Source organism: Sulfolobus tengchongensis (assembly GCF_036967215.1).
GTDB lineage: Archaea > Thermoproteota > Thermoprotei_A > Sulfolobales > Sulfolobaceae > Saccharolobus > Saccharolobus tengchongensis_A.
The window spans coordinates 415,445-430,051 of record NZ_CP146016.1 but is presented as its reverse complement, the minus strand read 5'-3'; the positions used below and the strand labels follow the sequence as shown (position 1 = coordinate 430,051).

The window sequence follows — 14,607 nt, the reverse complement described above, 5'->3', positions numbered from 1 at the left end:
TTCTATACAATTTCAGAGGGGGATTTAAATCTATATCTATAATCTAGATAGAGAAGAGATTTGTTTTTAAAATTCGGAGTATTATTAGCCATAATAGTTATAAAAGATTCAACTATGCTCTGTAAGCCATGCCCCAATTAACTGCTAATAGAAGGAGTTACATAATTAGCTGTTAATTACAGTAAAATTCTGAACCATATTTTAACTGTTAGATTTATTTTTATATAGTTTGTGGGGTATCTGAAAATTAAGGTTATTCTCTTGATCAGAACGGTTCGTAAATAAGCGTTAAGTATTCAAATGGTACACACACTAATTTTTATAAGGTAATTTTAGATCTACCGTAAAGAGGTAGGTTTGCCTTAGCTTTTATCATTAACCTCTTCCGCTAACTTCACTTTACTAACTAATCAGCTTATCTTCTTAGGAATATCCCTCATTAAGAAGCTTAATAGGGATAAGATGAGAGGTATTATAGAGTATACTAAGATCGAGACAGTAGCCATTACCACATTGTTGCTTATTGTGGGTATTATATTTAGTCCTCTTACAATTTCGCTAAACGGAGATGATTGTAAAAGCATGAAAGGAAGCTCCGTTGAACCCCAGGTAGGCAAGTACTCTGAAATGTATTCGTAACTACTGCTATGCGTTAATTGCGAGACAAATACTAGTACGAATGAGATAATTATTGAAGCTATGAGAACGAATCCACTTATTGTGAATGATAAATTGCTTCTTCTGAGTATTTCGCCAATAGCAAAGGCGATATTTAAGAAAACAAGAGTTGAGAATAATACTGACCCCACAATCTCTGGTAAAAGTACTAGATCGTTCTGAATTCCAAATAATGAGAAGGACATTATTAGTGCTATTATAACCATTGCCATATATATGACGAAAAGAAGAGTAAAAGATCCTAACCATTTCTCCATTATAAATCTGAATCTCGTCAAAGGTTTAGATATAAAGTAGTCCACAGTTCCTTGTTCATATTCCTCAGCCATAGAGCCAGATGCTATCGATATGGCTAAGAAATGTATCAGAATTGCTTGAGGTAATAGGACTCCTAAAGCCCATAAATAGGGAGATAAGGGGATTATTAGGGTTTTTAATGATTTAGATGGAGCAAAATATATTGCGAAGTAGATCCCTAACTCAAATATGAATGAAATGAGTGTTAATACAATTACTTTTTTCCTGGCTATTCCTCTTCTCCACTCATAAAGGAGAATTTCAAACATTTTTCAATGCCCTCGCATAAGCTTCTTCCAAATTTAAATCCATGTAAAAACCCTTAACCCTTATACCATTTGCTACCAATACCTTTAACAAATCCTCTCTTTTGTCTTCAGCTAATTTAGCTACGATTTTATTACCCTCATTAAATACACCGTTTACATACTCAATCTCTTTCAAGAGTTTTTCAGTTTCACTTATATTATCAGTTTCAATTACAACTTGAATACCTAGGAATTTCCTTATCATATCCTCAACACTTCCTTTAAAGACTACCTTACCTTTATAGAGCATATATATCGTATCTGACAATTTCTTCACATCTTCCATCTCATGAGAGGTCATTAGAATAGTAACATTATATTTTCTCTTTAACTTAGTTAGAATTTCTCTAGTTTTTAGAGAAAAAATCGGGTCTATTCCCATATTGGGTTCATCCAAAATTAGAACCATAGGATTACCTAAAAGCGCTTCAGCAATAGCTATTCTTTGAACCAATCCTTTACTATATTTTATTATCGGAAAATTAGCAAGGCTGTCCATTTCTACGAATTCTAAAACCCTTTTTACCTCACTTTTATCAATTCCCTTTACCTTAGCTGAGAGTTCTAATATTTGTCTTCCGGATAAAAATGGAGGGTAAGTTGGTATTTCTTGTACGTACCCAACTTCCCTTAAAACCTTCTTATTATGGAAAGGATTGTAACCAAGAATTTGAACATCTCCTTTATCTGGTTTCATCAGAGTGAGTAAAATTCTAATTAAAGTGGTTTTTCCAGCCCCGTTAGGACCTATTAAAGAGACGAAAGTACCCCTATCCACATGTAAGGAAACATCATCTAACGCTAATTTGTTACCGTATCTTTTCACTACGCCATTTACACTGATCATTATATAATGAGATATGTAATGCTTATCAAAAAACTTATTTGCTAATGAGATGAGAGTTTGACTATGAATGCGAAACTACCAATAATTTTAACAATTATTATTGTGATTTCAGCTGTTGTGATAGTGTTTGCGACTACTCAAAACGCAATGAAAGCAAATAATAGTAACAATAGCACCGACTCCCCTTACACTTTATCACAATATACTACGCTGGGTATCATACATACTTATAATATCTCTCCAATAACTAACTTCATAGCCTATTACACTAATAACAGTAACGTATCATTGGTGCTTTCCTTAGCATCACAGATAATTGGAAATGGAACAGTTAAAGTGGTTAAGGTTGACAATTCATATTACGCACTCCTAGGCTACTTCAAAGCCTCGAGTCCCTTATCTTCCTTTGCATTTTCGGTGATAAATGAAACGTTAGTAAAGCATGGATTTAACTTTTCTCAATATAACTCGCTACTTTACGATTATAAGAATAATACAGCCTTTGGATTTGATGGTTACTATTTTTACGTAGTTAAGGATAACACGAGTAGAAATACTACTATTTTCCTATTGAAGTACCTATACACATCGGAAAAAGTATTTACACCACAACCCTCTCAGAACGTAGTGATGTATGGGTATGTTAATGGAAGTAACTTTACTTTAGTTTCGATGCCCAATCAATTAATATTGAAAGCTAACACAAGCTATTATAATATAACGCACTTCTTAAAGTACTTTAACATAACTATAGGTAATTTCTCAGTAGCAGGCAAGGTAGTGCTTAAGACTTCTAATATTGTGATTTACTCAGTCAACGCAACATATGATGGAAAGGAGCTTTACGCAATGATGGGAATTAAAAATGATGGCAATAATAGGATGTCGGATGTGATTATCCTATCGCAGGAAAAGATAAGCTTGAACGAAGTATTAAATGAATTATAGTCTTCTTTTTTTTTAAGAAAAATTATTTTTAGGTTCACATATAATAAAATATTCGGGTAATTATATCATCTTCTTAATAACTGCAACACTAATATCTAAGAGAAACCCATCATATTGAACATGACGTAAAGTTCAGTCAAAGGAGGTTGCTGAGTGTTTTGTGAAGTATTGTAGTTTAGCACGTTGCCGTTACTATTTATAGAGAATATAAAAGTAACGTAAGTCGTTTGGAAAACCCATAAGGTTATTCCTAAGAAGAATTTATTGATAATCAGACCACTTCTGTACTTAACTTATAGACCCTTTCGTAATACTTATATACTTTTATTAGCATATTATTTAAGAAATAGATGGATATACTACTTACTTTAGAAAGTTTTCGACCAAATATTGCTTTTCATAACGAGAAAATTATAACAATTGGAGTGATGGAAATTACTAATAATAAAAATAGGAGTACCTTTATTCTCACCGAGTGGGACTCGGGTGGAGAAAAGGAGTTAGTCTCTAAGTTTTATGAGTATTTAAAGGCTAGGATAAATCAAATTTCTGCTAGTAATTTAAAGTTCTTTACTGGAGAAAAGGATGCGTTGGAAAGGATATTCGTTTATGGATTTAACATATTACGATTCGATATTCCCATCTTAATTCAAAAAGGAGTTGAATACTCGATAGGAAATTTACCTGATTTGAATTTAATGTGGGGAGGGCTTATAGTAACAGACTATCTTCAGTTGATGCTACCTTACAATAAAATGAAATATAAGGGACTTACCTGGAATGGATTCGTGGAGATACTTAGGAGATTAGGATATAAGGTACCTAAAATTAAAACAGAGGGAAATGAGATAAAACAATTATACCTAAAAGGCGATTACGATAGTATTGTAAATCGTGTCGATACTAAACTTAAGATCTTATACGTAGCTACTAGTAGTAAATTGTTTGGAAAAAAGATTTAGTTCACATTGCGTACCAATGAAAAGCTACTGCTGATGTTATAACGGCTGACAGTACGTCAACTTATTATGGCAATTAAAAACTGGTGAGATTATGATTATGAAGCAAACTGTTCAACTCAGTATTAAATATGTATTTTTTTATTTAAAACAATTATATTTATCTAGATACGTCATCTAGAAGAGAATTTACTTGCTCTCCCTCGAATTTATTTGATGAATTAGAAATGTTAACGCTTACCCTCTCCAACTATTTAGCTTCTGATTACAATAATCTTTTACAAGCCTCCTTATAAACCGGGTCTAAAAACTCATAATTTTGGATTATACTCATTCCTTCAAGCTGATGTAAAACGTTACTCAACGTATTTGAAGATATTGCAGTCCCCTCCTTTTCACTGACACACTCAAATAATTTGCTCCAAGTATTTTTTCCTTCTGAAATACATTTAAGCACGTATCTATATCTTCTACTTACAATCTCAGAAACCTTTCTCTTGCTTTCAAGCAGGTTGAAAATCTCGTTTAACGCTATTTCAATACTAATTTTTTTAACATCTTCTAAACTCTTCCCAGAAACTAAATAATTACCTGCTAATGTCAGCCATCCAGGAATTCCATCTAGAAAGTTCACTATATCATCAATTATGTTTTTCTCCACTTTCACATTATATTCTTCAAATCCTTTCTCTAGAAATCCCTCACTTTCACTCCTTGAAAATCTATTGAGATTTAATTCATAATAGTATCTACCATATAAAGGGGAAGTTTGATCTTCGATACCGAGAAAGTCATAAAGCAAGCCGATTTCAGACCCAGTCAATATAAATGTTAAGTTTCTATCATAATCATAAGCGTGAGCTATAGCGTCTCTGATCTCTTTTGACAGAGGACCTCTTAGCCTTTGAGCTTCATCTATTGCTATTATCACTCTCTTTTCGTTCAAATGATCAAAGAGGTCTGCTAAAGAAATGTAATTTCTTCCTTTCCATGAGAGCTCTACTGACATTCCTAAGATATTTACACCTTTAATTTTCTTTAATACTTCACCTAATCTATCTAGGGAGGAGGAAAGGGATGTAGAAAGCAGGTAGTATAAATCCTTGAATCCGTAATTTTCCTTAAGCTTTCTAGCATCAATCAAAATGTATGGGATTTTACTCTCGTTCAAGGCTACTAGTAGAAGAGAAGTTTTACCAATCCTCCTCACTCCAGTAAGAAGAATAAGTGGTCTATGTAAGTTAGAGAGAAGTTCATTGAGCTCCTTCTCTCTATCAAATAATTCTTCTCTTTTCATTTTTGGTCTTTCGTCAAATAACAACTTCAACCCCTGAATACCTATTCAATCATTGAAGTACTTAAACTTATTCTTTTTGATTAGGACTTCTTGTACATCAAACGTCATAGTCTCTAATAGTTGAACTATTTCACACTTCAGGTTTAAAGGAAGAGAGTTGTATGATCGAAAATTCATCAGTTGTGGTTTCAATGGAAAAAGACGATACCTAACTATTGCTTCTTTTCTTCTTCCTCCTTTATTCTTCCAAGAACTTTATATAGCTCCTTCTCAGCCTTAGCCATTTCGCTCTGTTTTGCCAATTCCCATAACCTATAGAAAACTGGATAACCAGCTTGTTGTTCCAATACCCATTCCTTAGCGAAATTCCCATCCCAAATGTACCTAGCTTCGTCTTCAACTATCTTCTTTACGTTATCATAATATTTGAACATCCTAGTTAACGTACCGTATTGACTAGTTGTACTATGATGAACCATTTGATCAAATATCCCTTCTTCTGCAATTAATCTAGCTATCTCAGCTAATTCTCCAGAAGCATAGAATTCCAATAACGCAGCTTCTGGTGAAACTCCATACTCTTTGACTGCAATGTCAAAACATGCCTTTATTGTGGCGAAAAGTATGGGTACCCAAGTATGTTCGCTCATTAAGTCCAGTAACGCCTCTTCCTCAAACGATGACCTTACTGCGATTCCGCCCGGAATAGCGCCTATTCCCTTAGCTATTGCCTTAGCGTATTCCCAAGCTTTTCCAGAAGCATCCTGCTTAACTCCTAATAACACTGGATATCCCTTTCCTTGTTTATGTAAATCCATGATACCCTCTCCAACCATTCTGGGAGCTACCATTACAACATCAACACTTCTAGGAGGTCTTATAAGGCCAAAAGCTATATTATATCCGCTAGCGAAGTCTAAAACGAACTCCTTCTTAGTCTCTAGAACTGTATGTATTTTCTTCTCATAAACTTCCTTCATTACCTCATCTGGAATTAATAGTAATCCCACATCGGCCCTCTTTATCGCCTCATCAATTTCATAAACCTCAAACCCTTCTTTTCTGGCCAATTCATAATATTTATCCCTCACATTTCCTATAATAACGTTAAGACCGTTTTCCCTCATAATAGTAGCCTGAACTCTACCTTGATTTCCATAACCAATTACGGCTATTGTTTTATTCTTTAATGGTTCTAAACTTGCATCCAAAATTAATTTTTCCATAAAATCATGTTTTAGTTTAGGTTTATAAATATGGTTCCATATTTGTCTGTATTTACACTTTATAATTAGTTAAGCTCACTCTTAACTATAGTTGATTCTATAATTTTACTTATAAACATTAAATAGTTGGAAATCTTGGTCTTAAACACTAATTAGACAAACCCATATGAACTCAAACCCTACCTAAACTAGCTGATGAGCAAAATTCCTCAAAATAAGAGTTTGTTCACTACTATCTCAGTAAAGTCTTCTTTATTTGATGTTGCATTTAATCTAGTATTTCTATATAAAAACTGGTCTAAAGACCTTTACAAACTGCTAACATACTTATTAAATCCTTATGATCAATTAGATAGAAAAAGAAAGAACTTTAAGAAATATTTTTGAGTCTAAAACCAACTCCTATGCGTACTTATTAATTGGTATTCCCTTAACGTTTCGTAAGTTCACTTAAATCATGAGTTGATACTTCTAACTTGATCCATGGCCCACATCATCGGGCAATATCCTCCACACATGGTGCATGCTCTTACTTTAGGTTTTCCGAACTGAGTATAAACTTGATAAGCTTTCTCAGGATCTATCAATCTGGATATCATATTTTCCCAATCTAGCTTCCCTCGATAATAGCTAACTTCATCGTCCCATTTCCTAACCTTTCTGCCCAACTTTACTACATCACCTGCATGAGCTGCTATTCTATAAGCTATTGCTCCTTCTTCCACTTGCCTTACTGTAGGCAATCCTAAATGTTCTGCAGGTGTTAAATAGCATAATAAGTCTGCACCACTGGCTGAAGCTATTGCAGCACCAATAGCTGAAGCTATATGATCATAAGGTGCTCCGACATCGATGGGTAATGGACCTAGTACGTAATATGGAACTCCACCAGTTAATTTCTTCATTAACTTAACATCCCAAGCAATTTCATTTAAAGGCACATGTCCGGGACCTTCTACCATTACTTGAACTCCTTTCTCTAAAGCACTTTTTACTAACCTAGCAGTCTCTAGCAGTTCTCCTATTTGAAATTCGTCATGTGCGTCTCCAGTAGCACCGGGTCTTAACGCATCTCCGAGAGAGATCACTGCATCATATTCTTTAAACATCTCCAGCAAATAATCCCAGTTTTTCCTATAGGGATTCTCAGATTTATTATGTATCATCCATCCTGCTATCATATCACCTCCTCTTGACACTATTGGAATTATTCTATTGCTCTTCAACGCCCTTATTGCCAAATCCTTTGTTATTCCTGCATGTATCGTCATAAAGGCTACACCATCCTTTAGGTGTTTTTCTACAGTGCTCAACAACTCATCTTCTGTGAAATAAGCTCCTCCAGATTTTCTTTTGAACGACTCTATGAAGATCTGATAAACTGGAACTGTTCCCACAGGTAACTCAGATGCTCTAATAATCTCTCTTCTAATCTGATCCAAATCCCCTCCAGTAGATAAGTCCATTAAAGTATCTCCCCACTTATTTGCAACCTTTACTTTTTCTAATTCCATTTGTAAGTTGACAACTTCGCTTGAAGTCCCTATATTTACGTTTATCTTAGTCGTTAGACCTTTTCCAATAGCTATTAACTTTTTGCTGGGATATCGTAAGTTTCTAATTAACATGATCTTTCCTTCACTAATTCTCTTTCTGATCTTTTCTGGTGGAACTCCTTCAATCTTACTTATTCTTTTCATTTCATCTGTTATAATACCATTTCTCGCATCATCTATTATGGCCATAAGATATATTCACTTAACTAGGTTATAAAGATTATTATAATGTATTTAACTTCTCATGTCGTTTTTATCATTAAGTAAGTAATTTATGTGGATAGGATTTTCCGAAAATATCAACAATCGTATATATAAGGCGACTAGAGAACCTTCCATAACTATCAGAAAATTGCAATTGGATCCTAACTAGTATGAATGCATATTAATAAGTTTAAGGAAGAGTCATAATTATGGTTTCTCTATTTAAGATAATAAAGGTGGGAGATCACGGTGAAGTACCGGGACCAGAAGTTTATTGGATGAGGGATTTTGATAAATGGTATAGGCTAACTTTTTACTCTTTTCTCTTAAATACTGAAGAAGGTTATGTGTTGATAAACACTGGTTTACCAGATGATTTAACCTTAAGAAACGCCTTTTTGCGAGAATGGGCTAAGAGCGATAAGTGCAAGTTCTCATTTACAGAGGATGAGAAAATAGAGAACGCTCTTTCTAAGCTAGGTTTAAGCACTGGTGATATTTCTCATGTTATTATTACTCCAGTTCAAGATTATACCATAGGTAGGATTTATCTATTTAAAAACGCTATGTTTTATTTCTCTAGAAAGGGATGGTTTCATGACGTTGTAAATCCTACTCCCTCACCTTTCTTAAATAGAGATGTGTATTTACCCAAACGTATCAGAAACTACTTGTTCGAAGAGGCGTGGAATAGAATTAGATTAGTGGAGAATGAGGAGGTAATTAAGGGTATTGAAGTAAGGTGGACAGGCTGTCATCATAGGAGCTCAATGTTGGTCAAGTTCGAATATCAAAAAAGGAGAATATGCATAAGTGATTCAGCTTTCCTAATGGGTAACTACGAGAAAAATATACCTATAGGCATTGCAGAGGACATTTACGAGTGCATTAGGGCATATGACTACATGAGAAAAGAGTGTAATGTAGTTATACCAGCTTATGACCCTGAGAATATTAATCGTTTTAGAGAATATAGTTTGACTTGAAATTATAGACTGACTCATAACACAGTATAATCATACTAATTTTGCGCACCTTAATCCTTATTAGAATTAAAATTTAATATTTAATTAACGTATCATTCTATATGACCTTCTCAATTGTTATTTACGACCCGAATGAAGAAGAATGGGGAGTAGGAGTTGCTAGCAAATTTTTAGCAGTTGGAGCATTTGTACCTTGGTTAAAGCCTGGAGTTGGTGCAATAGCTACACAAGCTTTAGCTAATTTAACTTACGGTATAAATGGATTAGCCTTATTGGAAAAGGGATATACAGCGGAGGAGGTAGTTAAAACACTGACGTCATCAGATCCGTTAAGGGAAAAAAGGCAATTAGGCATTGTCGACTCTAAGGGAAATGCGTACGCGTTTACCGGTAAGGAATGTTACGCATATGCTGGTCACATTACTGGAAGTAACTTCACAGTTCAAGGCAATATATTGGCTGGGCAAGAGGTATTAGAAGCCATGGCTAAGGAGGCTGAAGGAAAAGGTAAAATTTACGAGAAGATTATGAGAGCATTAAAAGCAGGTGAGAATAAAGGTGGTGATAAAAGAGGGAAACAGAGTGCCTCGATCATAGTAGTTAAAAAGCCCATTGAAAGTGATAAAGGAATAGATCCCTTAGTAGTTGGAAAAGTCATAGATATAAGGGTAGATGACAGTGTTGATCCTTTAAGAGACTTAGAAAAGTTGCTTAACCTATGGATTGCAACTTTCGTTGAGGAGGAAATGGTTAACGTTAAAGATTACGAGAAGGAAATTAATGAAGCACTAAGGAGATTAGGGTATAATGATCTAAGAACGTGGGTGGAAATAAATAATTTCGAGGGAAAGTACACTGGCGATAAGATAGGTAGGAGCGTTCTTAAAATACTACTCTCACATAATGGTTAGTGGTTTAAAAATCAATCTATTATTGAATGAGAAGCAAAAAATTAAATAGTTAAACATTTACCTTTTAATTATGCAGTATAAATGGATTGCCTTAAGCAACACTACAATAGGAGTACTTATGGCTTCAATAAATGGAACTATAACGTTGATATCTCTTCCCGCTATATTTAGAGGAATTGATATAAATCCCTTTACTTCATTCCAATATCTCTTATGGATACTGATGGGCTACAACGTAGTTACTGCAACCTTATTAGTCTCTTTCGGTAGACTATCTGATATTTATGGTAGAGTTAGACTTTACAATTTAGGTTTTCTTATCTTCACTATTGGATCGATTCTCTTGTTCTTGACTCCTAATACCGGTAATCTCGGTGCGTTGGAATTAGTAATATTTAGAATAGTCCAAGGTATAGGAGGAGCTTTTCTCTTTGCTAATAGTGCAGCAATAATTACTGATGCTTTTCCTTTCAATGAAAGAGGCAAGGCTTTAGGTATAAATCAAATAGCTGCGTTAGCTGGATCGCTAGTTGGTTTAATATTGGGAGGTATCTTATCTACGATAAATTGGAGATATGTATTTCTAGTTAGCGTTCCAGTGGGCATTTTAGGAACAATATGGAGTTACACTAAGTTAAAGGAGATCTCAAAACCAAATAGAAATGAGAAGATAGACTGGATTGGAAATACTACATTTGGCTTAGGTTTAATTCTTATATTGGTAGCAGTTACTTATGGTTTATTACCTTATGGTGACTCTCAGCTGGGTTGGAGTAATCCATTTGTCATTGGCTCAATGATAGCTGGTATTGGATTGATAGGGGCATTTATTTACGTCGAAACTAAAGTTGAGTATCCAATGTTTAAATTGGAGTTATTCAAGATAAGGATGTTCGCTGCAGGGAATTTAGCAAGTTTCTTAAGATCGGTAGCTTATGGCGGTTTAATGATAATGTTAATAATTTTTCTACAAGGTATATGGCTTCCTTTACACGGTTATAGCTATGAGGAAACACCGTTTTGGGCTGGAATTTACACCATCCCTCTCATGATAGGCTTTGTGTCAATGGGCCCAATTAGTGGTTGGCTATCAGATAGATATGGAGCTAGAGTACTTTCAACCTTAGGGATGATTATAGTTGGTATAGGTTTTCTACTGTTAACAACATTACCATATGATTTTAATTATGTTGAATTTGCCTTAATCATATTCCTAATGGGATTGGGAAATGGAATGTTCGCATCACCAAATACAGCCTCAATAATGAATTCCGTTCCACCTAAATATAGAGGAGTGGCGTCTGGAATGAGAGCTACAATTCAAAACACCGGACAGACCTTAAGCATGGCTTTGTTCTTCACTATAGTAATAATATCTTTAGCATCTACATTACCAACTGCATTAGCTAATGCGGTAACTCAAGCAGGAGCACCACAACTGGCAGTATACATGCAGAAAATACCAGTTACAGGCGCTCTATTTGCTGCTTTTCTAGGATATGATCCAGTAAAGACGATCATTTCATCATTGCCACCGCAAATATCAGTACCAGCACAAGCAGTAGCCATAATGGAACAGCACACGTGGTTCCCCACTGCGATTGCACCATCATTTATGATAGCCTTAAGAGAGGCATTTTATATTAGTTCAGCAATGACATTTATAGCGGCTTTAGCTTCAGCATTAAGAGGAAGGAGAGTCATAGCTGAACAGGATGGTGGTGAAATAAATGCAAAGGGTAGATGAGAAACTTCAAGTAATAGGCCTAATAGCGAGAATTTTTAGAGGTCTCCAGAGGGAATTAAATAAGAGATTAGGTGAATTAGGACTATCTTATTTGGATTTTTCAATTCTTAGAGCAACTAGTGAAGAGCCAAGATCAATGGTCTATCTAGCAAACAGATACTTCGTAACTCAATCAGCTATAACTGTGGCAGTTGACAGATTAGAGAGCAATGGTCTAGTGAGAAGGATAAGAGATTCTAAGGATAGGAGAGTTGTGGTGGTAGAGATAACTGAAAAGGGAAGAGAAATATTAAAGGAAGGAAATGAAATTTATAAAAAGTTAGTCGCAGAAATACTAAGTGATGTTCATGACAATGAAGTTAATGAGTTAATTGATAAGTTGACAAAAATACTATCTAAAATAGAAAGCTCCATAGACTAGGACTTCCTATATAATGGTCTAAATAATTTGGTTCTGGTTTTCCTGTTCTTGCGTTAATCCTTGACGGTTGATCCCAAACTAGCCCATTTTTAACTATATTTTCCCATTCCTTCCTACAAAGCGATAAAGACTTATCAATTCCTTTCTTATATGCTAACCAACACATGGCAAATGTCATTCTGGGCCAAGAGGAGTAGGTTTGGACACTAATATCAATTATCTTACCGTTATCATTAACTAAGTTTGGAACGCAATATGGGGAAGCATTACCATTAAGTTTCACAATACTCTCTAAAGCCTTCTTTATGATATCTTCATCTGTAATTGGCTCTAATTCTAGTAAAGTAGTCCACCACTCACCGAAAATCTGAGCAATGAATGAGGCGTTTTCCAAACCATCCCAAGCTTTAAAGTGTTTTCCATTAAACATCCGCTTAAAGCTCTCTCTTGCTTCTCTTAATTTGCCTTCAATTAATGAAATATATTTATTGTCATTCACAATTCTACTTATTTCCTTCATTGCAATTAGGGAGGCTATGAATACTGAGGATGTATAACTATCATGACCCTTAATTATTGTAGCGTCAAATGCGTTATCCATTTCTCCTTCAAGAAATGGGAGACCATCTTTACATTGTTTTAACTCCCAATCCATAACTTTAACCAGTACTGGATAAGCTTCCTTAAGGAATTCAATATCTCTAGTAAATTTGAAATATCTGTAAACTAAAAGGATAAACGTTGGGTTCATATCCTTCCACTTAGGTGGTGCAGTTGTGCCATCTATAGGTGAGTCTAAAGAGTGATATCCTAAATCATGCGGAACATAACCATCATCTCTAATATAACTTAACAGTAATTTTAAGAACGATTTTTCAAGTTCTGGAAACATTAAAATTACTGGTAATGATCCAAATTCGTAACAAGTACCTATAGTACCCATAAGAGGGCAGTTCTGTGGAGCCTCATAAATGGAAAACCTTCCCTTTTCATCTAACCAAGTATTTGAGGATAAAATGTAAGCACTATTTATTATGGCATCCTTTAGCCATTCTTCTCCTTTTATTTCCTCATGCCACGCCTTACTCTTTTTCCTAAGCTCATCGAAGTTGTCCATGAAATAATAGGCTATCTCAGTTGAATTTTTAAAGAAATTTTCATAATAATGAGAATATGGATAAAATACATGCTTGCCAGTAAAGTACCAAGAATAAATGTATCTTATCTCCTCTCCTTCAGTATACTCAGAGACTATAATGCTTGCAGGGTCATCTCGTTGTCCAGTGACCTCATGAGGATCATCACTTATGTTCTCACCATTATTGAGTTTAACCCATGGGTCTTCGTTCTCGTACTGATTTATCCAATAATTATAAGTCTCGCTTGGTCTTTTCTTTAGATTATATTGCGTTACTGTATTCTTTACATGATCGCTTATGAAAGTAGTGTTACCTTTGGCAGGATCGTAATCATTAGCCTTTACGTTTTTATGAACTACACCATCCTTAACTTTTTCATTAACTCTACCAATGTTCACGCTTCCAACGATATTCGGCATCGATATTGCTATTATGCCATTCTTACTCCCCTCAATTCTAATACTGATACCTACTACTGGTAAAGAAGAATTTTTCAAATCATGAGGTATCAATGGAGAAAAAGCCTCTATATTAATTTTCATCTTCTCGTTCTTTGCTGTTATGAATACAAATGGATAACGACCATCATATATTATTTCACCTCTAAATTCTCTTATTCTGGTTAAACCGCTATCCTTTTGAACTAAAAATCCGCTCTCATCATTAGGTTTTACAAAGACGTGAAAACCAATTAGCCTTTTTATGGGATTTCCCCAATTGTTAGCTATGGTAACGTTAACTATTCTAACCTTATTGTCAATTTCCAATTTCCCAGTACCAATTCCACCTAATGGGACACCTGCAACAATTCTATTCGTGTCCTTGTATACTACCATTTAACCATCCCTATATCTAGTTAATATTGACCTTTTATATGTAAATAAGATATCGCGTTGATTATAAAATCCCTTATTTAAGAGATTTTAAATTCTCTTACTCAGACATTATAGTTTAGATAAACGCAACGTTAATTGAATGTAAGGAAATCAAACTACTATTTCTTGAATTGTGCAAGGTCTCAGCATTCAATCTACATGAAGGCTAGATTTTTTAGGAGGCATTATCGTCAATGACGATTTTAAC

General features: G+C 34.7%; 13 protein-coding genes. 7 read left to right on the top strand and 6 right to left on the bottom strand.

Annotated features, from left to right (window positions below):
• Positions 1 to 410: 410 nt before the first annotated feature.
• Positions 411 to 1,244: an ABC transporter permease gene (locus V6M85_RS02210; protein WP_338602439.1), complete on the bottom strand. Its 834-nt coding sequence runs from the start codon at positions 1,242 to 1,244 to the stop codon at positions 411 to 413.
• Positions 1,237 to 2,130: an ABC transporter ATP-binding protein gene (locus V6M85_RS02205; RefSeq protein WP_338602437.1), complete on the bottom strand. Its 894-nt coding sequence runs from the start codon at positions 2,128 to 2,130 to the stop codon at positions 1,237 to 1,239. The genes V6M85_RS02210 and V6M85_RS02205 overlap by 8 nt, the downstream gene beginning before the upstream one ends.
• Before the next feature lie 63 nt (positions 2,131 to 2,193).
• Between V6M85_RS02205 and V6M85_RS02200 the strand changes: the two genes are divergently transcribed.
• Both V6M85_RS02200 and V6M85_RS02195 read left to right on the top strand, forming a co-directional pair.
• Complete coding sequence (locus tag V6M85_RS02200; protein WP_338602434.1) at positions 2,194 to 3,078, top strand: hypothetical protein; 885 nt, start codon at positions 2,194 to 2,196, stop codon at positions 3,076 to 3,078.
• Positions 3,079 to 3,428: 350 nt separating this feature from the next.
• A complete protein-coding gene (locus V6M85_RS02195) occupies positions 3,429 to 4,040 on the top strand; it encodes a hypothetical protein (protein ID WP_338602432.1) in 612 nt (203 codons plus the stop codon).
• 262 nt (positions 4,041 to 4,302) lie between these two features.
• Here the strand turns inward: V6M85_RS02195 and V6M85_RS02190 are convergent, their stop codons facing one another.
• Complete coding sequence (locus tag V6M85_RS02190; protein WP_338602429.1) at positions 4,303 to 5,358, bottom strand: ATP-binding protein; 1,056 nt, start codon at positions 5,356 to 5,358, stop codon at positions 4,303 to 4,305.
• Between the two features lie 188 nt (positions 5,359 to 5,546).
• Positions 5,547 to 6,560, bottom strand: a complete 1,014-nt coding sequence (gene ilvC / locus V6M85_RS02185) for a ketol-acid reductoisomerase (protein ID WP_338602426.1) — start codon at positions 6,558 to 6,560, stop codon at positions 5,547 to 5,549.
• Positions 6,561 to 6,755: 195 nt separating this feature from the next.
• Between ilvC and V6M85_RS02180 the strand changes: the two genes are divergently transcribed.
• Positions 6,756 to 6,947, top strand: coding sequence for a hypothetical protein (locus V6M85_RS02180; protein WP_338602423.1), 192 nt, complete (start codon positions 6,756 to 6,758; stop codon positions 6,945 to 6,947).
• A 68-nt stretch (positions 6,948 to 7,015) separates the two neighbouring features.
• On the opposite strand, the gene thiC is transcribed toward V6M85_RS02180, so the two are convergent.
• Positions 7,016 to 8,305, bottom strand: coding sequence for a phosphomethylpyrimidine synthase ThiC (gene thiC / locus V6M85_RS02175; RefSeq protein WP_338602421.1), 1,290 nt, complete (start codon positions 8,303 to 8,305; stop codon positions 7,016 to 7,018).
• A gap of 224 nt (positions 8,306 to 8,529) precedes the next feature.
• Between thiC and V6M85_RS02170 the strand changes: the two genes are divergently transcribed.
• The 4 genes from V6M85_RS02170 to V6M85_RS02155 all read left to right on the top strand — a co-directional run bounded on the left by V6M85_RS02170 (position 8,530) and on the right by V6M85_RS02155 (position 12,385).
• Entirely contained in the window at positions 8,530 to 9,306 is a 777-nt protein-coding gene (locus V6M85_RS02170) for a Zn-dependent hydrolase (RefSeq protein WP_338602418.1), read from the top strand.
• A 101-nt stretch (positions 9,307 to 9,407) separates the two neighbouring features.
• On the top strand, positions 9,408 to 10,217 hold the full coding sequence (locus tag V6M85_RS02165; protein WP_338602415.1) for a DUF1028 domain-containing protein: 810 nt from the start codon (positions 9,408 to 9,410) through the stop codon (positions 10,215 to 10,217).
• A 70-nt stretch (positions 10,218 to 10,287) separates the two neighbouring features.
• Complete coding sequence (locus tag V6M85_RS02160; protein WP_338602412.1) at positions 10,288 to 11,964, top strand: MFS transporter; 1,677 nt, start codon at positions 10,288 to 10,290, stop codon at positions 11,962 to 11,964.
• Positions 11,948 to 12,385 carry a MarR family transcriptional regulator gene (locus V6M85_RS02155; RefSeq protein ID WP_338602409.1) on the top strand — a complete coding sequence of 146 codons (438 nt, stop codon included), beginning with the start codon at positions 11,948 to 11,950 and terminating at the stop codon, positions 12,383 to 12,385. Before V6M85_RS02160 ends, V6M85_RS02155 begins: the two co-directional genes overlap by 17 nt.
• Here the strand turns inward: V6M85_RS02155 and V6M85_RS02150 are convergent.
• Positions 12,360 to 14,360, bottom strand: a complete 2,001-nt coding sequence (locus tag V6M85_RS02150; RefSeq protein ID WP_338602407.1) for a GH116 family glycosyl hydrolase — start codon at positions 14,358 to 14,360, stop codon at positions 12,360 to 12,362. The genes V6M85_RS02155 and V6M85_RS02150 overlap by 26 nt on opposite strands.
• Between the last annotated feature and the right edge of the window lie 247 nt (positions 14,361 to 14,607).